The sequence below is a fragment of the Nocardiopsis sp. ATB16-24 genome (genome assembly GCF_030271535.1).
Taxonomy (GTDB): Bacteria; Actinomycetota; Actinomycetes; order Streptosporangiales; family Streptosporangiaceae; genus Nocardiopsis.
The window spans coordinates 97,438-122,312 of the sequence record NZ_JASCXJ010000005.1; the positions used below are offsets into that span (position 1 = coordinate 97,438).

The 24,875-nt window shown below is 70.1% G+C and carries 25 protein-coding genes and 1 pseudogene; 11 read left to right on the top strand and 15 right to left on the bottom strand.

Going from position 1 to position 24,875, the window contains the following annotated elements; translation table 11 throughout:
* Positions 1 to 81 precede the first annotated feature (81 nt).
* Both PFX91_RS08030 and PFX91_RS08035 read right to left on the bottom strand, forming a co-directional pair.
* Complete coding sequence (locus PFX91_RS08030; RefSeq protein ID WP_285730576.1) at positions 82 to 1,050, bottom strand: MSMEG_6728 family protein; 969 nt, start codon at positions 1,048 to 1,050, stop codon at positions 82 to 84.
* Positions 1,051 to 1,276: 226 nt separating this feature from the next.
* The gene (locus PFX91_RS08035) at positions 1,277 to 2,638 is read right to left on the bottom strand and encodes a multidrug effflux MFS transporter (RefSeq protein WP_285730577.1); all 1,362 of its coding nucleotides are present in this window, start codon (positions 2,636 to 2,638) and stop codon (positions 1,277 to 1,279) included.
* 847 nt (positions 2,639 to 3,485) lie between these two features.
* On the opposite strand from PFX91_RS08035, the gene PFX91_RS08040 reads away from it, so the two are divergent.
* The 4 genes from PFX91_RS08040 to PFX91_RS08055 all read left to right on the top strand — a co-directional run bounded on the left by PFX91_RS08040 (position 3,486) and on the right by PFX91_RS08055 (position 6,732).
* Entirely contained in the window at positions 3,486 to 4,070 is a 585-nt protein-coding gene (locus tag PFX91_RS08040) for a DUF4352 domain-containing protein (protein WP_285730578.1), read from the top strand.
* A 230-nt stretch (positions 4,071 to 4,300) separates the two neighbouring features.
* Entirely contained in the window at positions 4,301 to 4,759 is a 459-nt protein-coding gene (locus PFX91_RS08045; protein WP_285730786.1) for an Hsp20/alpha crystallin family protein, read from the top strand.
* 385 nt (positions 4,760 to 5,144) lie between these two features.
* On the top strand, positions 5,145 to 6,311 hold the full coding sequence (locus PFX91_RS08050; RefSeq protein ID WP_285730579.1) for a hypothetical protein: 1,167 nt from the start codon (positions 5,145 to 5,147) through the stop codon (positions 6,309 to 6,311).
* The gene (locus PFX91_RS08055; RefSeq protein WP_285730580.1) at positions 6,268 to 6,732 is read left to right on the top strand and encodes a GNAT family N-acetyltransferase; all 465 of its coding nucleotides are present in this window, start codon (positions 6,268 to 6,270) and stop codon (positions 6,730 to 6,732) included. The genes PFX91_RS08050 and PFX91_RS08055 overlap by 44 nt, the downstream gene beginning before the upstream one ends.
* A gap of 191 nt (positions 6,733 to 6,923) precedes the next feature.
* Here the strand turns inward: PFX91_RS08055 and PFX91_RS08060 are convergent, their stop codons facing one another.
* The 3 genes from PFX91_RS08060 to PFX91_RS08070 all read right to left on the bottom strand — a co-directional run bounded on the left by PFX91_RS08060 (position 6,924) and on the right by PFX91_RS08070 (position 9,114).
* Entirely contained in the window at positions 6,924 to 7,556 is a 633-nt protein-coding gene (locus PFX91_RS08060) for an MBL fold metallo-hydrolase (protein WP_285730581.1), read from the bottom strand.
* Positions 7,553 to 8,638 (bottom strand): S-(hydroxymethyl)mycothiol dehydrogenase, encoded by a 1,086-nt coding sequence (locus tag PFX91_RS08065; RefSeq protein ID WP_285730582.1) that lies wholly within the window; start codon positions 8,636 to 8,638, stop codon positions 7,553 to 7,555. Before PFX91_RS08065 ends, PFX91_RS08060 begins: the two co-directional genes overlap by 4 nt.
* Positions 8,639 to 8,763: 125 nt before the next feature.
* The gene (locus tag PFX91_RS08070; RefSeq protein ID WP_285730583.1) at positions 8,764 to 9,114 is read right to left on the bottom strand and encodes an SDR family NAD(P)-dependent oxidoreductase; all 351 of its coding nucleotides are present in this window, start codon (positions 9,112 to 9,114) and stop codon (positions 8,764 to 8,766) included.
* Between PFX91_RS08070 and PFX91_RS08075 the strand changes: the two genes are divergently transcribed.
* Positions 9,096 to 9,467 carry a hypothetical protein gene (locus tag PFX91_RS08075; RefSeq protein WP_285730584.1) on the top strand — a complete coding sequence of 124 codons (372 nt, stop codon included), beginning with the start codon at positions 9,096 to 9,098 and terminating at the stop codon, positions 9,465 to 9,467. The two genes, PFX91_RS08070 and PFX91_RS08075, sit on opposite strands and share 19 nt — an antisense overlap.
* Before the next feature lie 227 nt (positions 9,468 to 9,694).
* On the opposite strand, the gene PFX91_RS08080 is transcribed toward PFX91_RS08075, so the two are convergent.
* From PFX91_RS08080 to bla (PFX91_RS08100), 5 genes are all read right to left on the bottom strand, one after another.
* Positions 9,695 to 10,504 (bottom strand): peptidoglycan recognition protein family protein, encoded by an 810-nt coding sequence (locus PFX91_RS08080; protein ID WP_285730585.1) that lies wholly within the window; start codon positions 10,502 to 10,504, stop codon positions 9,695 to 9,697.
* Between the two features lie 318 nt (positions 10,505 to 10,822).
* On the bottom strand, positions 10,823 to 11,518 hold the full coding sequence (locus PFX91_RS08085) for a PI-PLC domain-containing protein (protein ID WP_285730586.1): 696 nt from the start codon (positions 11,516 to 11,518) through the stop codon (positions 10,823 to 10,825).
* On the bottom strand, positions 11,458 to 11,856 hold the full coding sequence (locus PFX91_RS08090; RefSeq protein ID WP_285730587.1) for a PI-PLC domain-containing protein: 399 nt from the start codon (positions 11,854 to 11,856) through the stop codon (positions 11,458 to 11,460). Before PFX91_RS08090 ends, PFX91_RS08085 begins: the two co-directional genes overlap by 61 nt.
* A gap of 126 nt (positions 11,857 to 11,982) precedes the next feature.
* Positions 11,983 to 12,333 carry a DUF3817 domain-containing protein gene (locus tag PFX91_RS08095; RefSeq protein ID WP_285730588.1) on the bottom strand — a complete coding sequence of 117 codons (351 nt, stop codon included), beginning with the start codon at positions 12,331 to 12,333 and terminating at the stop codon, positions 11,983 to 11,985.
* A 114-nt stretch (positions 12,334 to 12,447) separates the two neighbouring features.
* Complete coding sequence (bla, locus tag PFX91_RS08100) at positions 12,448 to 13,362, bottom strand: class A beta-lactamase (protein ID WP_285730589.1); 915 nt, start codon at positions 13,360 to 13,362, stop codon at positions 12,448 to 12,450.
* 227 nt (positions 13,363 to 13,589) lie between these two features.
* Here bla (PFX91_RS08100) and PFX91_RS08105 point away from each other — a divergent pair, with 227 nt between their 5' ends.
* Together PFX91_RS08105 and PFX91_RS08110 are read left to right on the top strand one after the other, a co-directional pair.
* Positions 13,590 to 14,483 carry a LysR family transcriptional regulator gene (locus PFX91_RS08105; protein ID WP_285730590.1) on the top strand — a complete coding sequence of 298 codons (894 nt, stop codon included), beginning with the start codon at positions 13,590 to 13,592 and terminating at the stop codon, positions 14,481 to 14,483.
* Positions 14,480 to 15,382, top strand: a complete 903-nt coding sequence (locus PFX91_RS08110; protein ID WP_285730591.1) for a serine hydrolase — start codon at positions 14,480 to 14,482, stop codon at positions 15,380 to 15,382. Before PFX91_RS08105 ends, PFX91_RS08110 begins: the two co-directional genes overlap by 4 nt.
* Before the next feature lie 10 nt (positions 15,383 to 15,392).
* On the opposite strand, the gene PFX91_RS08115 is transcribed toward PFX91_RS08110, so the two are convergent.
* Together PFX91_RS08115 and PFX91_RS08120 are read right to left on the bottom strand one after the other, a co-directional pair.
* Positions 15,393 to 16,259 carry an LLM class F420-dependent oxidoreductase gene (locus PFX91_RS08115; RefSeq protein WP_285730592.1) on the bottom strand — a complete coding sequence of 289 codons (867 nt, stop codon included), beginning with the start codon at positions 16,257 to 16,259 and terminating at the stop codon, positions 15,393 to 15,395.
* A gap of 147 nt (positions 16,260 to 16,406) precedes the next feature.
* The gene (locus tag PFX91_RS08120) at positions 16,407 to 17,300 is read right to left on the bottom strand and encodes a LysR family transcriptional regulator ArgP (protein ID WP_285730787.1); all 894 of its coding nucleotides are present in this window, start codon (positions 17,298 to 17,300) and stop codon (positions 16,407 to 16,409) included.
* 72 nt (positions 17,301 to 17,372) lie between these two features.
* On the opposite strand from PFX91_RS08120, the gene PFX91_RS08125 reads away from it, so the two are divergent.
* Both PFX91_RS08125 and PFX91_RS08130 read left to right on the top strand, forming a co-directional pair.
* A complete protein-coding gene (locus PFX91_RS08125) occupies positions 17,373 to 17,990 on the top strand; it encodes a LysE/ArgO family amino acid transporter (RefSeq protein WP_285730593.1) in 618 nt (205 codons plus the stop codon).
* A 180-nt stretch (positions 17,991 to 18,170) separates the two neighbouring features.
* Positions 18,171 to 19,298: an NAD(P)-dependent alcohol dehydrogenase gene (locus tag PFX91_RS08130; RefSeq protein WP_285730594.1), complete on the top strand. Its 1,128-nt coding sequence runs from the start codon at positions 18,171 to 18,173 to the stop codon at positions 19,296 to 19,298.
* A 286-nt stretch (positions 19,299 to 19,584) separates the two neighbouring features.
* On the opposite strand, the gene bla (PFX91_RS08135) is transcribed toward PFX91_RS08130, so the two are convergent.
* From bla (PFX91_RS08135) to PFX91_RS08145, 3 genes and pseudogenes are all read right to left on the bottom strand, one after another.
* On the bottom strand, positions 19,585 to 20,523 hold the full coding sequence (bla, locus tag PFX91_RS08135; RefSeq protein WP_285730595.1) for a class A beta-lactamase: 939 nt from the start codon (positions 20,521 to 20,523) through the stop codon (positions 19,585 to 19,587).
* A gap of 146 nt (positions 20,524 to 20,669) precedes the next feature.
* Positions 20,670 to 21,638, bottom strand: a pseudogene (locus PFX91_RS08140) (serine/threonine-protein kinase); the annotation flags it as partial.
* 108 nt (positions 21,639 to 21,746) lie between these two features.
* Positions 21,747 to 23,297, bottom strand: coding sequence for an MFS transporter (locus PFX91_RS08145; protein WP_502888282.1), 1,551 nt, complete (start codon positions 23,295 to 23,297; stop codon positions 21,747 to 21,749).
* Positions 23,298 to 23,573: 276 nt separating this feature from the next.
* Here PFX91_RS08145 and PFX91_RS08150 point away from each other — a divergent pair, with 276 nt between their 5' ends.
* Complete coding sequence (locus tag PFX91_RS08150; RefSeq protein ID WP_285730596.1) at positions 23,574 to 24,095, top strand: acyl-CoA-like ligand-binding transcription factor; 522 nt, start codon at positions 23,574 to 23,576, stop codon at positions 24,093 to 24,095.
* Positions 24,096 to 24,131: 36 nt separating this feature from the next.
* The gene (locus PFX91_RS08155) at positions 24,132 to 24,860 is read left to right on the top strand and encodes a creatininase family protein (RefSeq protein ID WP_285730597.1); all 729 of its coding nucleotides are present in this window, start codon (positions 24,132 to 24,134) and stop codon (positions 24,858 to 24,860) included.
* Positions 24,861 to 24,875: the final 15 nt, after the last annotated feature.

Sequence of the window (24,875 nt, forward strand, 5' to 3'; positions counted from 1 at the left end):
CGAGGACCTTCGCATGGAAACTCTTGGCAAGGGACGGAAGGGTTCTTTGAACCGCCTCTTGCCCGGTCCGCGGGGAGACGGTCAGACCCCTGGGAGAGGATTGGTGACCGCAGGCGGCGCCACCAGGCGCAACACGGGCGCGGAGCAGGGGGGCCGGGGCAGCTCGGAACCCTCGACGACGACCAGTCCGACGCCGGGCGGAACGGCCACTCGCGTTCCGGCCGTGGGGTCGACTCTGCGGAAGCGGAACTCGGGCTCACCTCCCTCCGCGCGCATCGCGACCTCGTCCTCGGGTCCGGCCCGCCGGGCGGCGGACCGGGAGGGTCGGCCGACGACGCCCAGGGGCCCGGGGGCGAAGACCACGGCCGGTCTGGGCGGTGGATCCCCCGGAACCAACCACAGCGTCTCCCCGGGCGTGCACAGACCGGCCAGCAGTCCGGGCGTGGTGTCGGGAGCCTCGGTGAGTCGCAGGCACACGTCGTGACCGTCGACCAACCGGTCGACCAACGCCGTCCGCTCGGGTGTGGTGTCGGAGGACCCCAGCAGACGGGAGGCCTCGGCGGGTGTCATCGGCTCGGAGCGGTCCCGCCGCAGGGGCCAATGAGGAAAGGCCGGTCGGGGCCAGACGTAGGGCAGGCCGTCGGGGGTGTCGGGGAACAGGGGGCGGTAGTGCGCCTCGTCCTTGGACACCAGTGCGGAACGGTGGGAAAGGTGCAGGTCCCCCGACCCCAGCCACGGCGGCAACAGGTCGGCCTCCCACAAGGCCTCCTCCTCGGGCACCACGCCCCCGCTGAAGTCCAACAGTGAGGGCAGGACCGAGTCGGAGTGTCCACGGGAACGCCACTCACGGCACACCGCCACCCCGTAACCGACCAGGGCCGGTACGAAGCCCCGCCACATCGCCACGGCGGGGTGGCGTTTCCACCCGTAACGCGGCCACACCAGCGCCCGCAGGATCTGCATCGTCTCCACCCGCTGTTTGCCCAGACGGCGGTCGTCCAGCGTCCGCGCGCACTCGCCGAACGTCGAACACGGCAAGAAGGTCTGCATCGTTCCCCGTCCGTTCCGGGAGGTGTCCCCTGGTCAGGTCGTACCCGCCCGGCCCCAAAGGACCTTCTCCGGAAGGCACGGGCCGGCCGGAAACCCTCGTGACGTCGGGCGCGGGAGGCGGTGATCTCCCCGGCCAAGCCGGGGACCGACGCCCCTGGGGCCGATCGCCCACCCGCTTCGCCGACCATGGCCGGGCACGTGGACGTGGGTACGCCCGTGGGGGCGCTCACGCGGCGACCAGCGGGGCGCGCCGCACGCGAAGGGAGAACCCCGTGAACACCACCGCCGCGCCGACGGCCGTGGCGAGCATGACCGTGGTCATGCTGGACAGTGTCACCGGGCCGGCCAGACCGGCGGTCGAGGCCAGAGCGGAGCCGATACCGAACTGCATCGTGCCCAGAAGGGCGGAACCGCTGCCGGCGACCTTCGGAGACTGCCCGTCCAGGGCCAGCGCCGTCGCGTTCGGCGACACCAGACCGGTGAACACCATCATCACGAACAGCGCGATCGTCACCGTCACCAGGCTCGCGCCCCCGAGGGCGCCAAGGGCCGTCAAAGAGGCCACGGACACGATCGACCCGATCAGTCCCAGGAACAGGCGACGGTGGATCTCCACCCGGCCGATGAGGAAGGCGTTCACCTGGTTGCCCAGGATCATGCCGAGCGTGGTCACCGCGAACACCAGGCTGAACTCCTGGGCGCTGCTGTCGAAGCGGGACTGGGCCACGAAGGAGAACGTCGAGATGTAGGTGAAGCTCATGCCGAAGCTCAGCGCGAGCGTGAGCGTGGGACCGAGGAAGCGAAGGTCACGCAGCAGACCGCCGAATACCCGCATCTGCGCCCCCAGGCCGGTGCGTCCGCGCTGCTCGGTGGGAAGGCTCTCGGGCAGACCGAACAGCACCAGGGCGAAGGTCGCCAGGCCCATCGCGCCGAGCACGGCGAAGAGCAGCTGCCAAGGCCCCAGGAACAGCAGCTGGCCGCCCAGGATCGGACCGAGCATGGGCGCCAGCCCGGCCAGCAGCACCAGTCGGGAGAAGAACGTGGCCGCGGCGTCGCCGTCGAACACGTCCCGCACGATGGCGCGGGAGACGACCAGTCCCGCGGCGGCGGACAGTCCCTGCACGAAGCGCAGCAGGCTGAACATCTCCACGCTGGTCACCGCCGCGATGGCCAGGGTGCTGACGGTGAACACCCCGATCCCCACCAGCAGCGGCGGACGGCGTCCCCAACGGTCGCTGAGCGGGCCGATGACGAGCTGGCCCAAGGCCAGTCCGGCCATGACCGAGGTCAGGGTGAGCTTGACGCTGGCCTCGCTGGTGCCCAGGTCGGTGGCGATCTGGGGCAGCGCGGGCAGGTACAGGTCCGTGGCGAGCGGACCGATCGCGGACAGTACGCCGAGCACGAACACGAGCAGCAGCGTGCGGCGGTGCGTCCGGGACGCGTCCGTACGGCGGGTCGTGCGACGGTGCTCGGGTGCGCCGCCCTGGTGCGGCGCATCGTCGATCCGGGGGGTGTGGGCGGACGGGACGTTCTGGACGTCCTTGGTGATCAGGGCACGACGATCCGGGCGTGCGGAAACAAGGGTCACCTAAGGCTCCAACGCAAGGAGAGGTACGAACAGGGAGGTGCGTGGGGCGCCGTGAACCGCCTTCGGGCGGGGCGCCGGCAGAAGTCCCAAGTGGGGATCACGTGATCTGTGGGATCACTTCCGCCTCCAACACAAGGCTAGGAGTGGGCAATCCCGCCTTGACCCGATTCCTCGCGTGATCCGAATTACGGTGCGCGAAAGCCCAGACGGCAGGGGGTTCGGTCTCTTTGTGACGCCGCCCATGCGGCCGGAGGACCTCCGTGCTCTCCGGGTGCTGGTATCCCGTCTCCACGGAGAGGACGTGTCGGAGCGATCGTGTGTGGCGCACGCGGCGAAGGGCGTGCTCGCGTCCGGTCCCGGTCTGGAAAGCGACCTCACCGCCCCCGTCCCCGGCGAGGCGGCCCCTTGGGCCCGCGAGGGCCCGCACGACCGCGTGACCGGCCCCGGGCGACGCCTTACCGGAAGACCACGCCCGCGCTCGACGATCTTCGGCGGACCTCGAAGCCCGTGAACGCGAAGACCGTCGGCACCTCCGTGCGGGATGGGGGCGCCTACCCGGCACCGTCGCCGGATCGAGGTTCCACGGCCGCCCCAGGGGCCTCTTCGGTCGGCTCACCCGAAGCGTGTACCGGCCGGTCCTGCGGTCCGAGAGGGCCGCCGGGACACGCCCTGGAGGCCTCCGGGGCGTCCTGCGAAGGAGACCTCCCCCAGGACCGGGGGATCCCGGCGGGGCGTTCATGAGGTTCCGGCCGTGTGCGACCGACCGGTCCGAGGGGAATGAGCGAACCTTGGAAGGGAGACGACGGGGGACCCTCTCTGTGGGGTCCGCCTCCGGAAAGGGGCCGACATGCACGAGCATCCACCGAAGAGGCCTCGGCGATCCCGGCGGGGAAGGAGGAGCCCTTCCTGGATCCTGCTGGGCGGCGGCGTCGTGGTGGTGCTGGTCCTGGCCGTGGTCATCGCCTACGCGGCGACCGTGTTCATCGACGACGGCACCGGGACGGGTACCGCGGACCGACCGGGGGACGACGGCCCGAGGGAGGTCGTGGATCTCGGTGAGCCCGGGACGATCGGACAGTGGCGGACCACGGTCGACGGGATCGGCACGGCCTCCACCTACACCAACGAGTTCACCGAGGAAAGGGCGCACGGCGAGTTCGCGCTGGTCGACGTGACGGTGGAGAACACCGGGAACGAGCCCGGATACTTCGACAGTTCGGCGATCAGTCTCGTCGATGACGAGGGGAACATCCACGAGTCCAGCACCACGATCGAGGACGACGCCCTGTTCCTCGAACAGCTCGACCCCGGGGACCGTGCCTCGGGTACCGCCGTGGTCGACGTTCCCGAGGGCACCGAGATCGCCGAGGTCCGTGTGAAGGACACCGCGCCCCCACACGCCCTCCTCGTGGTCCGGGTCGAAGGAGGATGAGGGCTCCAGGACGTTCTTCCGTGTCTCAGGCGAGGGGCGGAGGGTGTACGGGGCGCGTTGAGGGCCAGCTCCCGGGGAAGAGGACACGGACGGCTCGACGCCTTCTTCTCAGGAGGTAAATTCCGAGCATATATCCCGTACTTTCCATCTCGCCGGGCATATCCCAGGATCATCGAGGTAGGGGATGCCTGAAAACCATTCTCCGACCCGGCATGGAAAGAGTGAGCACGATGATGCTGCCCAGCATGCGCAGACAGCGGACGATCCCCGCCCAGTGGGGCCCGTTCTCCGAATTCGAGGAGCTCTACGAGCGCATGGGAAAGCTCCTGGGCTCGGCGATGGGGGAGACCTCACAGGGTGACGCGTGGGTCCCCTTGGCCGATGTCATGGAGACCGAGGACTCCTACAAGGTGGAGGTCGAGGTCCCCGGCATGTCCAAGGATGACATCGACCTCCAGATGAGCGACAACGAGCTCGTCATCACCGGCGAGACCGGGGAGGCGCAGGAGAGCGGGGAGCGCACGCATCGCCGGACGCGCCGCTACGGCCGGTTCGAGTACCGGACGATCCTCCCCGGTGACATCGACGGCGAACGGGTCTCGGCCTCACTCGACAAGGGAATTCTGAGCATCACCGTTCCCAAGAGCGACCGGGGCAAGGCCCGGCGCATCTCCATCGACCAGGGCTGAACCGCCCGGCGGGTCGTGGCCGCCGCCGGGAAACGGCGGGGAGCACGGGGGTGGACCCCCGCACGGCGTTTCGCGGCCCGACCCGCCGAGGAGCGGCCGGCCCCGGGAGCCCGAGACGGGAGACCTCCGGGACCGGCCTCATCACGGCCGGAGGAGGCCCGGCGGTGCCGGTCGGCCCCGCTGCCCAGGGCGCCGGCCCCGCGGGCCCTGAGGACGGACCGAGCGCATCGTCCTCGAAGCCCTCGGTTCCCCAAACCGAGACGAAAAAAGCATTCTTGAATTCCTCTTCATGGGCGTGTTACCCTTTTTGAGTAAGGGGGGCGCCAGGCAGGGGAATTGTTCTTCAGGATTCTTCCCTCCTTGGTTTCTCGGTTACTCTGAGAATATGCAGAACCCCCCTTCTCCCGTTCTTCTTTCCGCGTCCGTCATGGCCCACCCCCGCAGGGTCGACGCGGCCTCCAGGGTCCTGGACTCCCTGGACGTCCTCGATGCCAGGATGGCCCTGGATCCCCGCCCCGACGGTCCGCCCAGCTCCCTGCGCGCCTCCCAGGTCGCCTTCTCCCATGCGACGGACGCCGACTCCACCCATCATCTGGTCCTCCAGGACGACGTGCGCGTGTCCTTCGACTTCGCCGCCTCCGTCCGCAGGGCCGTGGAGAGGCACCCGGAGGCGGCGATCTCCTTCTTCGTGGAATGGGGGTCGCGGACCGCCTACCTGGCCCGGTGGGCCGTCATCACCGGCTCCGGCATCGTCCCGGTCGTCAACCCCTACATGCCGACGCTCGCGCTGGTGCTGCCACGCGCCACGGCCATCGACATGGCCCGCTTCATGGACACCGCCCCAGGTCGTTCCGACGACCGCGTCGCCCTGCGCTTCCTGAGAGAGCGGGACGTCCCCACCCTGGCCGCCGTGCCCAACCTGGTCGAACACGAGGAACTGCCCAGCCTCAAAGGCAACGATGACCACGGCATTCGGCGCTCGGTCTGCTTCGCGCCCGAGGGGGCCCGATTCGACGGCCCCGACCTTCCCCTGCCTTCGCTGCTGCCGTTCCTGAGGTGGAGCACAGGCGAATCCGTGGTCATCGACACCGGCAACGACTTCCCCGAGGCGCACCGCCCCACACTGCGGGTGCTCACGGAGTGGGGTGCGCGACCCGAAGAACTACGCAGAGACTGCGCCGACCACCTCGGGGAGGACACGGGACCGTTGTTCGAACTCTGGCTCACCGCCGTGGCGCTGGGCGCGGTCCAGGAACGGCACTGGCCGGGAACCGTGGGTCGGTTGCGCACACGTCTGGACGAGCCCCTCCTCCAACGCGCCTTGGGCACCTTCGCCCCCGGAGCCCTGCGTGTGCTGCTGGACCCCGACGCACTCTCGGAGCGCTCCGCCGAGCTCGTTCCCGCTCTGCTCACCGCGATGGAGCACGGGAGCGGACTCGCTGCCTCCGGACCGTCAAGGCGAGGAGGATCCATGGCGCCGCCCGCTCTCGGAAACATAGGGTACGGGGATGAACGCACCCTCCTCCCCCCGTCTTGTCGAGATCACCCCTGACAACGTCCTCACCGCGTGCGAAGTGAAGGTGCGCCAGGACCAGAACCGGTTCGTCGCACCCGTGGAACGTTCCCTGGCCGAGGCCTACGCCGCCCGGGAGAGCGCCTGGCCGCGCCTGATCATGGACGGTGACGAGGCCGTCGGCTTCGTCATGGCCAACTTCGCACCCCACGAGAGCGAACCGGACTTCCGCTGCGGGATCTGGCGACTCAACATCGCCGAGGGCAGACAGGGCAGGGGCTACGGCGGGTTCGCGGTCCGGGCCGTGTGCGAGGAGGCCCGGCGCCGTGGCAACGACCGCGTCACCGTGATGTGGGTACCGGGGGAGGAAGGACCGGAGGACTTCTACCTGGCCCTTGGCTTCCGTCCCACCGGAAGGGTGTTGGGAGGTGAGAAGGTCGGGGAGTTGCTGCTCGGCTAGGTTCCTCGCCCGGGCCTCGAAGCGCCCCCGTACCCCGATGTCCGGGCGGAACGGGGGCCGCTGCGGCGAAGACCTCGGGGAACACGCCCCCGTGGGACGGGGCGGCGCAGGGGCGGATCCGCGGATCCTTCCCCGTGCGGCCCCTGTCACGCCGTGGGGTGTCCCGGCCGGGACACCCCACGGCTCCGGTTTCAGTAGCCCCGGTCGATCCACTCCTGTAGGTGGGGAGCCTCGGCACCGATGGTGGTGGACTCACCGTGCCCGGTGTTGACCACCGTCTCCGAAGGCAGGGTCAGCAACCGGTCACGGATGGACTCCACGATCGTCGGGAAGTCCGAATAGGACCGCCCCGTCGCCCCGGGGCCGCCCTGGAACAGGGTGTCCCCACTGAACAACACGCCCAGATCGGCCGCGTACAGGCACACCGCTCCCGGGGCGTGACCCGGGGTGTGCAGCACGGTCAGTTCGGTCCCCGCGATCTGGAGCGTCTGGCCGTGGGACAGTTCGGCGTCCGGGGCCCGCTCCGGATGCGTCATGTCCCACAGCACCCGGTCGGCCGGGTGCAGCAGGATGGGTGCGCCGGTGGCCTCGGCCAGCGCCGGAGCGGCGTTGACGTGGTCGTTGTGGCCGTGCGTGCACACCACCGCCACCAGTTCACGGTCCCCCACCGCGCCCAGGATCGCGTTCGCGTCGTGCGCCGCGTCGATCACCAGGGCCTGTTCGCGGTTGCCCACGATCCAGACGTTGTTGTCGACCTCCCACTCCCCGCCGTCCAGGGCGAAGGTCCCCGAGGTGGTCAGGTGTTCCACCTTTGCGTCGCTCACAGGATCACCACCGATCGCAGTACGTCGCCGCGTTCCATGCTGGCGAAGGCGTCCTCGATGTCACTCAAACCGATCTCCTCGCTGACGAAGCCGTCCAGGTCCAAACGCCCCTGAAGGTACAGGTCGATGAGCATGGGAAAGTCCCGCGAAGGCAGGCAGTCGCCGTACCAGGAGGACTTCAGCGCCCCACCGCGACCGAACACGTCCAACAGGGGCAGTTCCAGGCGCATCTCGGGGGTGGGCACCCCCACCAGAACCACGGTGCCTGCCAGGTCACGGGCGTAGAAGGCCTGTTCGTAGGTCTTGGGCAGGCCCACCGCGTCGATGACCACGTCGGCGCCGAAACCGTCGGTGAGATCGCGGATGCTCTCCACGGGGTCGGTGTAGGAGGCGTTGACGGTGTGCGTGGCGCCGAAGCCCAGAGCCCATTCGAGCTTGCGGTCCTCCAGGTCCACCGCGATGATCCGGTTCGCCCCGGCCACCCGCGCACCGGCGACGGCCGCGCTGCCCACTCCACCGCAGCCGATGACGGCGACCGAGTCGCCCAGGCCCACGCCCCCGGTGTTGATGGCCGCGCCGATCCCCGCCATGATCCCGCAGCCGAGCAGGCCGGCCGCGGCGGGCGAGGCCTGCGGATCGACCTTCGTGCACTGTCCCGACGCCACCAGGGTCTTCTCCACGAACGCGCCGATGCCCAGGGCGGGAGACAGTTCGGTGCCGTCCTCCAAAGTCATCTTCTGCTCGGCGTTGTGCGTGTCGAAGCAGTACTGGTGTCTTCCCCGACGGCAGGCGCGGCAGTCGCCGCACACCGCCCGCCAGTTGAGGATCACGTAGTCGCCGGGCTCGACGTTGGTCACCCCCGCTCCCACCGACTCGACCACGCCGGCGGCCTCGTGTCCGAGCAGGAACGGGAACTCGTCGTTGATACCGCCCTCGCGATAGTGCAGGTCGGTATGGCACACCCCACAGGCCTGCACCCTGACCACGGCCTCCCCCGGACCCGGATCGGGAACGACGACCGTCGTCAGTTCGACGGGAGCTCCCTTGGAACGGGAGACCACCCCTTGTACGCGCTGAGACATCCTTGACCCCCACACGTGGCCGGAGACGGCACGGGTACCGCGCCGTCCCCGTCACCATGCCCCACCGGCCACGCGCCTATCCCTCACAGCCGGGACCGTGTGGACCGCGCCGGTACGGGCCTGTGTCAGTCCGCGCTCAGCCCCAGTCCCAGACCGCCGTCCACGGGGAACTCCGCGCCTGAGGTGAAGGTCGCCTCGAAGCCGAGGAAGAGCACGGCGCGCGCCACCTCTTCGACCGTGCCGTGGCGGCCCATCGGGGTGGCCTCGTCGCCCACCCTCCTGAACTCCTCACGTTCGGCATCGGTGAGCTCGGCGACGCCCATGGTGGGGGTGTCGATGAAACCCGGGGCCACCGTGTTCACCCGGACGCCCCGCGGCAGCAATTCGGAGGCCAGAACCCGGCTGAAGCCGAGCACGGCCGCGTCCGAAGCGCCACCGTCCACGAGGATCTGGAGCGGTGGCAGACCCCGTGGCACGTGCCCGCCTGGCCTGGTTCCTCGAACTGTCCCGTTGGTGGCTCGGTGACTCCCACGGCGCGCTCACCCGGCTGGAGCGTGTCCGCGACGTCCTCCGGCGGGGCGGCGACACATGGGGGACGGCGGTCGCCCTGGTGAGCCTGGCCCGGACGGAGCTGGTGCAGGGCGGGTTGGACAGGGCACGGGATCAGGAGCACGAGGCCGAGAGAGTCCTGCGCGTACTGGGCGACCGTTGGGGGATCCTCCACGCCTCCCACGTCCTGGCCCAGATCGCGGAGGCGCGCGGCGATCTGGAGGAGACCGCTCGGCGCCAGGGAGAAGGGCTGCGGATCGCCCTGATCGCCCGACGGTGAGGGGACCTGGACCGTGTGAAGGACAAGGGTCGCGGTGCCCGTCAGGATGCGACGGACACCGCGATGGGACGGTGGGAAGAGGACGCTGAGCGGGAAGCGCCCTGGGCGTGCCGGTGTCGACGAAGCGCCGGAGGTGCCGTAGGCGGACTCACGAAGGCGAGTCGACACACCGCGGGTTCCCCGCCTTGGAGTCGCTCGAAGAGACGGAGGACTCCGACCGACACCGCCTAACGGGTGAAGTCGTCCGGTCCTCGGGCGGGTCCGTGGTAGAACTCGCGGACGAGTTCGTTCTTCGGCACGGGCGGGTAGGTGGGACCGTACTCGAACGGTCCCAGGCGGGCGTCGAGCTCGACGTCGTGGGACTGTAGGGCCCGGTCGACCTGGTCGCGCAGCTCGGGGAGCATCGCGTACAGTACGTCGCCGGGACAGGCCGTGACGTTGAAGTCCCGGTGACCCAGGATCGCGTTGTGCGGGTTGAGACCGTAGGCCCCGCACAGCCAGGCCAAGGTCTTCACCAGGGAGTCGGTCAAGGCCTGGGGCGGCCTCACCGAGGTGTAGAGCCCCTCGTTCTCGATGCCGATGCAGGTGCTGTTGTTGTTGGCCACGTGGGCGCCCACCACGTGGTGGCCCGCGCGAATGGCGGGCAAGGTGCGGTCGCGCCCCTCCATGATGTGACCGCCGCGGCTGATGGTCAGCTGCTGGCCGGTGTCGGACCAGCCGTTGTTGTTCATGTGGTAGTTCTGGATCGACCTGGACAGGGCCAGGGCGTGGCGGAGCGAGTAGTCGGTGCTGTTGGCCGTCGCGGTGTGGTGGACCACGATGTGGCGCGGTGGGTTGGTCAGGACCTGGATGCGGTTCTTCGGTGGGCGGGCGCCCCAGTCGGCTCGCGCGTACAGATGAGGCTCGGTGGTCCGGGCTGAGGCACTCGCTGCGCCGACCGTACCGAGGGTCCCGCCGAGGGCGATGGCTCCGGATGTCACTACGGCTCCGCGCAGGAGCGCGCGTCTGGTCGGATCCGACCAGTGGGCATCGGTCATGGGCAGTCCTTCGTGGCTGGTGTGGGTACTTGCCGGTTCCTGAGAGAACGCGGACCACTCACGGTGCGCGAAGGGTTGCATGGTGGATTTCCGCGGCTGTTTCCGGTTGGAACGTCAACCCTTTGCCCCATGGGCAGGTACCGGGTGGCGGTGTAGCGGCAGCGAAGAAACGATAAGCGGGGAAGGCCGGACCCACGCTGTATTTCCCTGCCCTTCTGGCGCTCCTTTGCCGAGGTCTTGGCCAGGCCTTTTGCCGGAGTCCCCACAAGATGCGCGTGGGGACCGAGGCCCCCACGCGCACAAGCCCGTGGTGCGGGGTCAACCCGCGAAGGAGCCTCGGGAGGCGACCATGGAGAGGACCTCGGGCAGACCCGACCAGTCACTGGTGACGGTGGTCGCCCCCGCCTCCGCCAGTTCCCGGACACGGGCGGTCGCCTCCTCCCCGCCGGGGTTGCGCGCGTCGATGGCGGGGGAGACCGCGTGGGCGTCGGTCATCACCAGTAGATAGCCGTTGCGGTCGTACCAGGAGGTGTCGATCCCTCCGAGGTAGGACGGGGCGCTTCCGTCGAAGATCACGAACCAGGCACGCAGATCCTCGGCGTAGCGCTCACGGGGGTCACCACTGCGGGCGCCCAGCACGGCGGGGAACGTGACGGCCCGGTCCAGGGAGCCCTCGTCCGCCAGGTCGCGCAGGTACGTGGCCTGCTCCTGATCGGTCCACAGACGGTCGAAGGGGTTGCGTTGTTCGAAGGTGCCGGGGATCAGGTAGACGATCGCCTTCCCGGCGAGGGCCTCACATGAGGGCCGACCATCGGCGCGCACCGCCTCGTCCAGGGTGTCGTGCTCGCCCGCGAGCAGGTCCGCCGGACGGAACAGGGCGTCCCCCAGGATCCGGTCGGCGAGCGCGTCGAACTCGGCGGGGCCCAGCCCCGCCACGGCGTGGTAGCCCTTCTTCAGTTCGACCTTGAGCAGCAGCGGCCGGTGTCCGAGGTCGGTCTCGTGCCAGACGCGCACGTCGCGCAGGCAGTCGGCGAGGTCGCCGTCGCCTCCCCCAGCTCCTCGGGGGCCGTGGCGCCGGCGCAGTTGTTGCTCTGTCCGAGCAGTTCGTGGTCGACCCTCCAGACGCCGAACCACTCGTCGGTCCACACGTCCAGTTCCAGCAGTCCCGCCCCCGAGTCGAGGGCGTCGGCGAAGTAGGGGAAGGTCCCTTTCTCGTAGGCGTTGTGCACGCCCACGGACGTGGTCCGCGAGAGTGGATCCTCCGTGACCGAGGCCTGGGCGGGGGAGGTGAGCAGGGCCAGGGTGAGGGTGAACGCGGCGCAGGCGGCCGCGGTGGTGCGGGCGGGGGGCATGGGGCCTTTCGCGCGGGGGTACCGACTGGTCGTCAACCAACCACAGGTCACCGCGTGAGCGCAAAGGGCGAAGGAGAAAGATGTAAGGACCCGAGGGAACGCGTGTGCCCCTCGGGTGCCGCGAGGTCAGGCCACGGTCTCGGGCGTGCGCTCGCCTTCTTCGGCGGGAGGTGTCAGGCGCCCGGTGCGGTGCAGCCACCAGTCCGCCAGCAACGTTCCCAGCGGGGGCACGGAGGCGGCGAGGGTCAGCAGGGTCGGCCACAGGCTCCAGCGCAAGTGCAGCGCGGCGGCGACGGTGACGGCCACGTAGGCCACGAACGCGCCGCCGTGCAGGGGGCCGAAGACCTGGACCCCCAGCTCGCTGCCGCCGCCCAGGTACTTGACGTACATACCGCCCAACAGCCCGATCCAGGTCAGGGCCTCCAGGATCGCCACGACACGAAAGACGATGGCCGTGACTCGGGGACTGATGCTCACGCTGTTCCTCGGATTCGCCGCGATCGGACGGGACCGGTCCGGGGCCGCTCGGGCCCCGGACCGGTTCTCAGGCTAGGCCACCTCCGGGGTCGCTCGTCCCCGAGGGCGGGCCACCTACGCCAAGGCCTCCACCACGACCTCGGCGGCCCCGGCGATCAGGGCGTCGTCGCGCTCGGCGTCCTGTTCGTCACGGCTGGACATGACCGCGATCACGATGGGCTCGCCCTCCAGGGGCCACAGGACGGCGATGTCGTTGCGTGTTCCGTAACCGCCGCTTCCGGTCTTGTCGCCGACCTCCCAACCGTCGGGGACACCGGCGCGGATCAGGTCGTCACCGGTCGTGTTGCCGATGAGCATGTCGTTGAACACCCCACGCCGGTCCTCGGACAGGACGTCCTCGAGACTGAACTTGCGCAGGCTCTCGGCCATGGCCCGGGGGGTGCTCGTGTCGCGCTCGTCCCCGGGCGCGGCCTCGTTCAGTTCGGGCTCGATGCGGTCCACCTCGATCACGTCGTCACCGAGTTCCCGCATCGCCTCCTCCACCCCGTCGGGGCCGCCGAGTTCGTCGAACAGCAGGTTGGCGGCGGTGTTGTCGCTGTAGCGAACGGCGGCGTCGGCCACCTCCAGCAACGTCAGGCCGGTGCCGACGTGCTCCTCGGTGATCGGCGACCACTCGACCAGGTCGTCGGCGGTGTAGGTGATGACCTCCTCCATCTCCTCGGGGGTGTTCTGCCGGAGCGTCAGCGCGGCGGTGAAGGCCTTGTGGGTGGAGGCGTAGGCGAACCGCTCGTCGGGTCGGTGCGCGATCTGTTCCCCCGTGCCGGTGTCCACCGCGTATACGCCCAGCCTGGCGTCGAACTCCTCCTCCAACCGCTCGAACTCTCCCTGGGGGGCGGCGGAGGCGACGGGTTCGGCCGACCGGGTCGACCCGGGAGTCGCCTCTCCGGACGTCGCGCAGCCGGTGGCGGGGACGATGACGAGGGCGGCGAGGGCCGCGAGCCCGGTGCGCCGGGTGGATGACAGCAACATCTGTCTGCTCTTTCCTGTTCTGGGTGCGGTGTGCACCTGGGTGTGCACCTGGTCGTCCCGGAGCACGGCCGGGCCCAGGGAACCGTGCTCCGGGCGGATCGCCGCGCGTGGCGCCCCGCGCGGTGCCACCTTCGCGGGTGGCTTCGCGTAGCAGTCTGACCACGAGAATCGATGCTGTCCAAGACGGAAACAGTCACTTCCATGCGGAAACGACATAATCTCGGGTCATGGATCTGGTCGGCGCCTGCAAGGCGTTCGTCAACGTCAGTGATCGGGGCAGTTTCACCCTCGGCGCCGCGGCGGCTCGCATACCCCAGCCCGTCGCGAGCAGACGCATCGCCGCATTGGAGAAACACCTGGGCGCGCGCCTGTTCGACCGTTCCACCCGCAGGGCGACCCTGACCCAGTTCGGTCGCGACATGCTGCCCTCGGCCCGGCGCCTGGTCCGGCTGGCCGAGGAGGTGGAGCACGACGCGGAACGGGCGATGCTCAGACCCCTGCGGCTGGCGGTGCCCGACACCTGCTCCACACGCGACCTCGCCCTGTTGAGCGCCCAGGCCCGCCAGGAGGGGATGCACCTGGAGACGCGCACGGCCTCGCCCTCCGCGCGCGCCGAACTCCTGGGCACGCGGGAGGTCCGCGCCGCCCTGGCGTGCGTACCGCCGGACGAGGCGGCCTGGTCGGTTCCGTTGGGGCTGGCCGGAGCAGGGGAGCCGGGAACCGAGGTCATCCACCTGGAGACGTTGCGTCCGCCCCGCGACAGGCCCGCCGCCCGGGGCCGTCGTGTCTGGCTCCAACCCGAGGACGACGTCCCGCACGTGCGCGACCGCCTGACCCGACTGCGCGACTCCGTGGGCCTGCGCCCGACACAGGTCACCGTCGCGGCCACCCTGGCCTCGGCCGCCGCGGAGGTCCTGGTCTCCGACGACCTCCTGCTCTGCTCCTCCCGACAGGCCGAGGAACTGGGGCTGTACTGGCGGACGCTGGGCGGGCTCCGCCTGGCCCGTGGCTACGACGTGGTCGCCGACACCGGAGACGAGGCAGAACGTCTGCGCACGCTCATGGCGAGCGCCATCGCCCGCTGTCTGGGCGCGAGGGACGGGGTGGAGACGGTCAGATGAGCACCACGGCCCTGCTGCGGGAACTACGCGCGGAACTGGAGGCGGGTGGCCTACGGGGCTCGTTCCTGGTGCGGGACCTGGACACCGGTGAGGAACTGGGTATCGAGCCGGACCTGGAGTTCACGACGGCCTCCCTGGTCAAGGTCCCGCTCGCCGTCGCCACACTCGAACGGATACGGACCGGTGAACTCGACGGCGCGCGGCAGATCACCGTGCGGCCGGGCGAGGGCACCGTCCCCGGCCCCCTCGGCCTGAGCATGTTCCGCCACCCGGTCGGGATCAGTGTCGAGGACCTGCTCTACCTCAGCACCTGCATGAGCGACAACACGGCCGCGGAGATCCTGTTCGACCTGACCCCGCCCGCGCGGATCGCCGAGTCGTTGCGCACGGCCGGGGTGTCGGGGATCACGGTCCGGCACAGGATCCGTGAGCTCAGCGAACTCCCGGTCGACCGGTTCGACCCGGCGGACGCCCACCTCGCCCACTCCCTGGCCATCGCGGCGGTCACCGCCGGACGCGGGCACCCCATCGCCCAACTCGACGTCACCCGCGCCAGCTCGGGGTCGGCGAGGTCCTTCACCAACCTGCTGGAGGCACTGTGGCGGCCTTCGCGGATCGACCCGGAGGTGGCCTCCAGGGTGCGCGAGCTGATGGGGGCCAACATGCTGCGCCAGCGCCTGGCTCCCGACTTCACCTCCGACGCCTCCCGGTGGTCGTCCAAGACCGGGACCCTGCTCAACCTGCGCCACGAGGTGGGGGTGGTCGAACACGACGACGGCCAGACCTTCGCGGTCGCCGTGCTCACCGAGTCGCGTGTGCCCGCCTTCCACCAGCCGGGGGCCGAGGCGCTCATGGCGTGGGTGGCGCGGAGCCTGCGCGACCACCTGCGCGGCACGTAGCGTCCCCGGCTCAGCCCCGAGGGGTCAGACCCAGTGCGGGGGCGAGCCGTGTCAGGGTCGGCAGGGGCTCTCCGTCCTCGGAGAGGGGCTGGACGGGGACGTGGTCCGCGCCCGCCTCCAGGTACGCGCGCAGCCCGGCCGCGGCCGACTCCGGGTCGCCCTGCGCCACCAAGGCGTCGACCAGCGCGTCGCTTCCACCCCCCTCGAAGTCGGCGTCGGTGAAGCCGAGGCGGCGGAGGCTGGACAGGTAGTTGACCAGCCCCGCGTCGAGGTAGGGACGCAGTCCTCGCCTGCCCGTCTCCCTGGTCCGCTCGGGGTCCGGTCCCAGGGCGACCTTGTGTTCGGGGGCCAGGAGCGGCCGATCGCCGAAGTCCTCCCTGGCGGTGCGCGCGAACGCCGGAGTGACCAGATAGGGGTGGCTGCCGGCGGCGCGTTCGGCGGACAGTCGGAGCATGCGCGGCCCCAGAGCGGCGATCACACGTCGGTCCCGGGGGACGCCTCTCGTGTCGAGGACGTCCAGGTAGTCCACCACGGCCCGGAAGGGACGGGCGGCCTGGGGGCCGTTCGCCTCGCGGTGTCCGGCGCCGATGCCGAGCAGGAACCGGCCGGGGTGCCGAGACTCGATCCGGTGGAAGGAGTCGGCCACAGAGGAGGCGTCGGCTCCCCAGATGTTGACGACGCCGGTCGCGACCGCGATCCGCGACGTCGCGGCCAGGGCCGTGGACACCTCCTCCAGTTCGGCCCCGGGGGAACCGCCGATCCAGATGGCGCCGTAACCCAGACGTTCGATCTCGGCGGCCACGTCGGCGGTCAGGTCGGACCTGGAGATCCAGACCCCGTAGGTCCCCAGATCGACGGGGGTGGCGTGCGCGCTCACAGAAGGCCTTTCTCGCGGAGATCATCGCAGTGGTCCGTGGGACGGACACCAAGGGTGTCCTACCCTCGCGCGAACGATCCTCACCAGGGGTGATTCGCCAGTGCCCTAGGGTGATGTTTCCCGTTGGGGCGACCACGGCGGAAACGGTCAGAGCCGGTGGAGGTGGGTCGCGGCCCCCGCGCGCACGGCCTCGGAGACCCGGTCCAGTACGGGTGAGCGCAGGTTCCACCGTTGCCAGTACAGGCGTACGTCCACAGGATGCCCCGGGGCCAGTTCCACCAGCTCCCCGGAGCCGATCCGCGCCGAACAGTGGGCTTCGGGGAGCACCCCCCAGCCGAATCCGAGCGTCACCGCGCGGGCGAAGTCCTCCGAGGCCGGAACGTGGTGACGAGGGCCGGAGGGCTCGCTTCCGACGAACCGGCGAAGAAAGCGGTTCTGCAACTCGTCCCTGCGATCGAAGTCGACCACGGGGGCCTGCCGGAGCAGGTCCGGGTCCGCCCGGCCCCCGAGGTGTCGTTCGTTGAACTCCGGGCTGCACACGGCGCGGTAGCGCATCGTGCCGAGCCCGGTCACGGTGCACCCCTGGACCGCCTCGGGGGTGGAGGTCACGGCGGCCATCACCCTTCCCGAGCGCAGCAGAGAGGTGGTGTGCTCCTCGTCCTCACGGTGGATCTCGAACACCGCTCCCAGGTCGGACCGCGTGGCCAACGCCTCCAGGAACCAGGTGGACAGGCTGTCGGCGTTGACGGCCAACGGCACCGACACCCGTCCCCGCTCCCGCTCGTCCGAGCGGAGTTCGGCGATGGTGTCCTCGTCCAACAACAGCACCTGGCGGGCGTAGCGCAGCACGACGTCCCCGGCCTCGGTGGTGCGCACCGGATGCGTGCGCTGCACCAGTACCTTTCCCGCGGTCTGCTCCATCGCCCTGACCCGCTGGGACACCGCCGAGGGGGTCACGTGCAGTCTCCGCGCGGCGGCCTCGAAGGTGCCCTCGTCCACAAGGGCGGTCAGGGTGCGCAGATGGTCGAACTGGAAGGGCATCATGAGCCTCTCTTCGGGTTCGTAAGAAAGATTAGTTTTACTGCATGCGGGGGCGGCCCTAACGTACGGAAGGTGAACACGACCCTTCTTCCCGCCCTGGCCGGACTCGGCGCCGGACTCGCCCTCATCGTGGCCATCGGAGCCCAGAACGCCCATGTTCTGCGCATCGGTATCGAAGGACGGGCGGGTACCGTCCTGCCCGTCGTCATGGTGTGCGCCCTGTCCGACGTCGTGCTCATCACGGCCGGGGTCCTGGGGGTCGGCGTGGTCGTCGAGTCCGCTCCCCTCACGCTCCACGTGGTCCGCCTGCTCGGGGCCGGATTCCTCATCGCCTACGGCCTGTTCGCGGTACGCCGGGTCCTGCGTCCGGGCACGCTCGTGGTCGGCGGGGCCTCGACCGGGGGACGTCGGGCGGCCGTGGCCACCGCGCTGGTGCTCACCTGGCTGAACCCGCACGTGTACCTGGACACGGTGCTCGTGTTGGGCTCCCTGGCCAATCAGCAGGACGGCGACGCCCGCTGGTGGTGGGCGGCGGGCGCCGTCACGGGCAGTCTCACCTGGTTCCTCGCTCTCGGTTTCGGCGCGCGGTCGCTGCGCCCCGTCTTCGCCAGGCCGGGTGTCTGGCGTGTCCTGGACGCCCTCATCGCCGGCCTCATGCTCACCCTGGGCGTACGCATGGCACTGGGCTGAGACGGTCGGCGCCGGATACGGCGGGAGAGGGCGTGCGAGACCCTCTCCCGCCGGCCGCCGCCGGTGCGTGCGTCGTGAGGCGAAGGCGGACCGTCGTCTTCGCCGTGACGATGGTGACGCGGGAGGTCTCGGGGTAGTGCCGAAGTAACGGATGACGATGTGCGAACAGAGGAGACGGCGATGTCCGCCCAGTCGACGGCCACCCGCGAGATCACCGCAGCAGTCGTTCGGGAGAAGGGTTCCTTCGAACTCGGCCCCGTGTCCCTGCGACCCCCGCGCCCGGACGAGGTCCTGGTACGCGTCGTGGCGACGGGCCTGTGCCACACCGACCTCGTGGTCCGCGACCAGGTCTATCCGGTACCGCTTCCCGTCGTCCTCGGGCACGAGGGGGCAGGGGTCGTGGAGGAGGTGGGAAGCGCGGTCACCAAGGTCGAACCCGGCGACCACGTGGCCCTGAGCTTCCTCAACTGTGGCCAGTGCCGACCGTGCTTCGACGGCTCCCCGGCCGCCTGCGCCCACTTCAACGACCTCAACTTCGCCGGACAGCGCCAGGACGGCTCTCACGCGCTCTCCCTGCCCGACCAGGACACCGTCCTCCACGACCGTTTCTTCGGACAGTCCTCCTTCGCCACCTTCGCGATCGCCCACGAGGACAACACCGTCAAGGTCCGACAGGACGCCCCCTTGGAACTCCTCGGACCGCTGGGCTGCGGTGTCCAGACCGGTGCGGGCACGGTGTGGCGTGGGCTGGGCGTGGGAGCGGGAGCGAGCTTCGCGGTCACCGGGGCCGGAGCGGTCGGCCTCAGCGCGGTCATGGCGGCCAGGGTGGCCGGCGCGACCACCATCATCGCGGTCGACGTGGTCCCCGCCCGCCTGGAGCTCGCCCGGGAACTGGGCGCCACCCACGTGATCAACGGCAAGGAGACCGACACCGTGGCCGAGATCCGGCGCGTCACCGGCGGCGGCGTGGACTACGCGCTCGACACCACGGGGGTACCCGCCCTCATCGAGCAATGTGTCGAAGGGCTGCGGCAGAAGGGGAGCGCGGCGATCCTGGGGGCCTCGAAGCCGGACGCGATGATCCGACTCCCGGCCAACACGTTCATGCAGAGCTGCAAGAGCCTCATGGGGATCGTGGAGGGTGACAGCGTGCCCGACGTACTGGTCCCCCAGATCCTCGACCTGTACATGCAGGGCCGTTTCCCCTTCGACCGGCTGGTTCGCTTCTACGACTTCGATCAGATCGAGCAGGCCGCCGCCGACACCGAGTCCGGTGCCGTGGTCAAACCGATCGTCCGCATCGGATAGGGGGCCTCCAGGCGGTACGCGGTCCGTCCCGAGGAGGAGGACGCAAGGACGGCACGGATACGACGCCCGGACCGGGCGCGGCCCGACGGGAGTCCACCCCGCGGCCCGTGTCCGGTCTGGGCGTCGTCGGTGTTCGCTGGAGGGCGCCGGTCGGTTCCTTGCGCGGGCGGGCCCCGTTCCCGGGCCCCGTTCCCCCGGCCGGGAAGGCGCGTGTGTGCGGCCACGCTCGGCGAGCCGTACGCGTGCCCTCCGACTCCCCGGGGGTGAGTCGGCTCCACGGCGGGGCTCAGAAGAGGGCGTCGACCGCCGTCTCGGTGGCCCGCGCGATGAGGGCGTCGTCGTACTCCGCGCCCGCCTCGTCTCGGCCGGACATGACGGCCAGGACGATGGGGGCGCCCTTCGGTGGCCACAGCACACCGATGTCGTGCCGGGTGCCGTGACCGCACGCACCCGTCTTGTCACCGACCTCCCAGCCCTCGGGGACCCCGGCTCGGATCAGGTCGTCGCCGGTGGTGTTGGTGCGCATCATGTCGACGAGGATGTCGCGTTTGTCCTCGGACAGGACGTCGCCCAGCACGAACCGACGCAGGCCGGTGGCCATCGCGCGCGGGGTACTGGTGTCGCGGACGTCGCCCGGCACCGCCTCCGCCATCTCCGGGGCGAGCCGGTCCACGCTGGTGACGTCGTCGCCGATCTCCCGCAAAGCCTCGTTCAACCCCTGGGGCCCGCCGAGTTCGGCGAGGAGCAGGTTGGAGGCGGTGTTGTCGCTGTGGCGCAGCGCGGCGTCGCCGATCTCGCGCAGCGTCATACCGGTGGACACGTGCTCCTGGGCGATGGGGGAGTGGAAGACCAGGTCCTCCTCGGAGAAGGTGACGATCCGGTCGAGTTCGTCGACCGGTGTGCGGGCGAGCACCGCGCCGAAGGCCAGGACCTTGAAGGTGGAGCAGTAGGCGAACCGCTCGTCGGCCTGGAACTCCACGGTTCGTCCCGTGCCGGTGTCGACGGCGTGGACGCCGAGGCGGGCGTCGAACTCCTCCTCCAGACCGGCGAACTCGGCGTTCTTGCGGATCGGCTCGGAGGGCTGCGTGGAAGGGGCGGTCGTGACGTCCTCCGCCGGCGGGGGAGAGACGGCGGGGGCTTGGGGAGACGAGCAGCCGACGAACGCGACCAGGGCGACGGAGGCCAGTGCCGCGGGTCGGGCTCGGCGCATCGTGGACCATGGCACCGTGAGACACCTTCCCTCCGCGAGGAATCGATCACTCCACGTAGTCTTGCGGGTGGTGGACCCGTTGTCGACGATGATGACGGTACGGCGCGCGCCCTCCCATCGTGTGCCGATCCCGGAGGGGGTCCTCAAACCCGCTTGAGGGTTCACAACGGCGGGGTCTCCAACGCCGCCTGTTTCCAGTAGGCCAGATCCTCTCGCGCCTTGAGGGTGCTCTCGTGGTCGGATCCGAGGACGCGGGAGCACTCTTCCTCCAGGTCGCGGAGGGCGTCGACCGCGCCCCGGAGGTCTCCGGCCCTGCCCAGCCAGAAAGCGGTGCTCTGTCGGCAGAGCAGGGTGTCGGGGTGGTGGGGCCCCAGGACGCGGGCGTTGTCGGCGGCGAGGGCACGGTGAGCGAGCAGTGCGGCCCTGGGTTCCTCCGCCTCGTCCGCTCTTCGCGCCTTTCGCGCCAGAGCGGCGAGGGCCGTCGTGGAACCGGTACCGGGAACGGCGGTGACGACCAGGGTCGGAGGTAGCGGCGCGAGCACCTCGGTGGCCATGGGCTTCGTCGCTCCCACGGCGAAGGCAGCCGGCGGGGCCGGTGGCCAGGCGTCGCTGAGGTCGGTGTCCGCGAAGCGGGAGAGCACCTCGGTGGGGCTCGGCCGTCGGTCGGGATCGTGGTGCCAACAGGAGAGGACCAGGGACCGCAGTTCTTCCGTGGGGACGCCTTCGAGGTCGGGCATCGGACCGATCAGGCGTCGCACGACCGAGGCCAACGAGGGGCCGGCGAACGGATTGGCGCCGGTGGCGGCGTAGGCGAGCACCGTCCCCAACGAGAACATGTCGGAGGCGGGACCGACGGGGACGCCCTCGGTCTGCTCGGGGGACATGTAGGACGGGGTCCCCACCGGCGTACCGGTGCGTGTCACCCTCATCGCGTCGGGGGCACGGGCGATACCGAAATCGATGATGCGCGGTCCGTCCGCGCCCAGAATGATGTTGTCGGGCTTGAGGTCGCGGTGGGTGAGCCCGCAGGAGTGGATGGCTTCCAGCCCCTCGGCGAGCCCCGCCGCCAGGGCATGGAGAGCCGGTGGTTCCAAGGGTCCGTGGTCGCGCACCGTCCGTTCCAGTGAGGGGCCCGGGACGTACCCGGTCGGAGGAGTCTCACCGGGCCGGTCGAGGCAACGACAAGGCCCTCCCCGGGGTGACCGCCGGGGAGGGCCCCACTTCGCGGGGGGACGGGCTCAGCCTGTGAAGGACCTCTTCTCGCCGCTCGACGCCTTCACGGGCTCCTCGGGGGTGTTCGGCGCGGCTTCGGGAGCCGTTGACGCCTCCTCGGCCCGCTCGTCCTCTCCGGGGAGGTCGAGGGTGTCCCGCAGGCGGACCCTGGGCAGGAACAGCGACAGCAGGAGACCGAAGACGGCGATCCCGGTGGCCACAAGGAACAACTCACCGGTGGCCGAACCGTAGGAGTCCTCCACGATCGAGCGCAGCAACGGCGGCATGCCCGCCAGGTCCAGGGTGCCGGCGTCCCCACCGCCGGCGGTCGGGCTGGTGCCCGCCGCCGCCACGCCGTCGGCGATCTTGGAGGAGACCCGGTTGGCCAGGAAGGCGCCCAGCACGGACACGCCGATCGTGCCGCCCAGGGTGCGGAAGAAGGTCACGGTCCCGCTGGCCGCGCCGAGCTCGCGCAGTGGGACGGAGTTCTGCACCACCAGGACCAGGTTCTGCATGGACATGCCCACCCCCAGGCCCATCAGCAGCATGCCCGAGCAGACGATGAACAGGGAGGTGTTCTTGTCGATGGTGGACAGCACCAGGAAACCCAGCGTCAGGGTCACCATGCCGGTGACCACGTAGGACTTCACCCGACCCGAGCGGGAGACCATGCGCCCAGCGACGGTCGAGGAGACCATCGTGCCCAGCATGAGCGGGGCGGTCAGCAGCCCGGCCTCGGCCGGGGAGTAGCCGCGCGCCAGCTGGAAGTACTGGCCGAGGAAGACCGCGCCGCCGAACATCGCCATGCCGACCGCGGAGCTGGCCAGGATGGCGATGACCGTCTCACGGCGCAGCAGCAGGTGCAGGGGCACGACCGGCTGGGACACGCGCGCCTCCACCCACACGGCGAGGGCGAGCAGGACGAGGCTTCCGCCGACCATGGCCCCCGACTGCCAGGAGATCCACGCGAACTCACCGCCCACGAAGGTCACCCACAACAACAGGAGGCTGACACCCGAGGCGATGAGCGCGGCGCCCGCGTAGTCCACCTTGGTCTCGGGGCGGCGCACGTCGATCAGCTTCAGGGTGCGGCTGAGCACCACCAGGGCCACGAGCATGAAGGGAACGCCGACCAGGAAGCACCAACGCCAGCCCAGCAACGGAAGACCGGCCAGGAGACCGCCCATCAGCGGTCCGCCGACGGTGGCCACGGCCATCACCGCGCCGATGTAGCCGTTGAGGCGTCCGCGTTCCTTGGGGCTGACCAGCGAGGCGATGATCACCTGCACCAGGACCTGCGAGGCGCCCATGCCCAGGCCCTGGACGGCGCGGAACGCGATCAGCTGGCCGGTGCTCTGCGCGAGACCGCACAGCAGCGAGGAGAGGACGAACAGCAGGATCGACAGCTGGAGCAGTTTCTTCTTGTCGAACAGGTCGGCGAGCTTGCCCCAGATCGGCGTGGAGGCGGTGGAGGCCAGCAGCGTCGCCGTCACCACCCAGGTGTACTGCGACTGGGTGCCCTCCAGGGCGCCGACGATCTGCGGAAGGGCGACCGACACGATCGTGCTGCTGAGCATGGTCACACCCAACACCGTGAGCAGACCGCTCAGGGAGCGAAGAAGTGATGGTCGCTCGGTGGCCGGAAGGGGACGCGAAGTGCTCAAGGACTGACCTCTGGAGAAAGGACGACGCGGCCTCGACGGGCCGCGGGGACTGCCGTGGAAGTGTGCTTGCCAGGCAAAAATGCATCTCAGGCATTTTTGCACTCCATGTAGAATAACATTGTGAACGCGATTCAGGGCCTCCGAGAGCGTAAGAAAGACGACACTCGGCGAGCGGTTCACTCCGCCGCCATGCGTCTGACCGTGGAGCACGGCTTCGACCGGGTCACCATCGACGCCATCGCCCAGGCCGCCAACATCTCCCGCCGCACCTTCTCCAACTACTTCGCCTGCAAGGAGGACGCGGTCCTGCACGGTGAGCAGCTCCACCACCAAGGTCTGCTACGGGCCCTGCGGGAGCGGCCCGACGCGGAGTCGGCCTGGACCGCTCTTCGCTCCTCCGTGCGGGGCCTCTACTCCTCCTGGGACACCCAGCCCGACCGGGAGTGGGCGCTGCGCACACGCCTGGCCCGCGAGCACCCCTCGCTCATGGCCCAGCAGCTGGCCAACCACGCCGCGTTCGCCCGCGACCTGGAGCGGGCCGTGGCCGGAAGACACAACCCCGGAGGGGTGCGGTCCGGCCTGCTGGTCGACGTCTTCCTGTCCGCTCTGCGTGTGGGCCTGAACACGTGGATCGACGAGGAGGAGACACGTGACCTGCTGGAAGTGGTCGAGGAGATCATGGACGAGGTCGAGACCCCCTTCGGCGGCTGAGGGCCGCTCACGGCCGCTGTGGGGATACTGGGCCCCATGGACGACGACCTCACCTTGTCCCTGCTGCCCCTGACCACCAGCGCCCAGGAAGGAGAGCGGGCCGCCCGGGTGGCGCTGCTGCCCGTGGGCAGCCTCGAACAGCACGGTCCCCACCTTCCCCTGATCACCGACACCGTCATCGCCTGCGACCTGGCCCGGGCCCTGGCCGACGCCCACCCCCTACGCCTGCTTCCACCGATCACCTTCGGCTGCTCACACGAGCACGCGGCCTGGCCCGGGACCGTGAGCGTCTCCGCCCCCACGCTGTACGCGATGGTCAAGGACATCGCCACCTCCCTCGGCGACACCAGGCTGGTGCTGGTCAACGGGCACGGAGGCAACCACGTGCTGGCCAACCTCGTCCAGGAGTCGGGCGGGCGCATGGCGCTCTTCCCCGGCCCCCACGACTGGGAGGCGGCACGGCTCACCGCCAAAATGACCACCGACAACGACCGTGACATGCACGCCGGAGAGTTGGAGACCTCCGTCCTGCTGCACACCCACCCGTCGCTGGTGCGGCCCGGGTACGAGCAGGCCGACCACACCACCGGCGCCCGCGACCACATGCTCACCGTGGGCCTGGCCCCCTACGCGCCCTCGGGAGTGGTCGGCCTCCCCTCCCAGGCCACGCCCGCCAAGGGGCGTGCCCTGCTCGCCGCGCTCGTCGACTCCTTCACCGGCTACCTGACGGCACTGGACGGACCGCACCGCACCGACGCCCGGTAGTGCCGGGCCACGCCC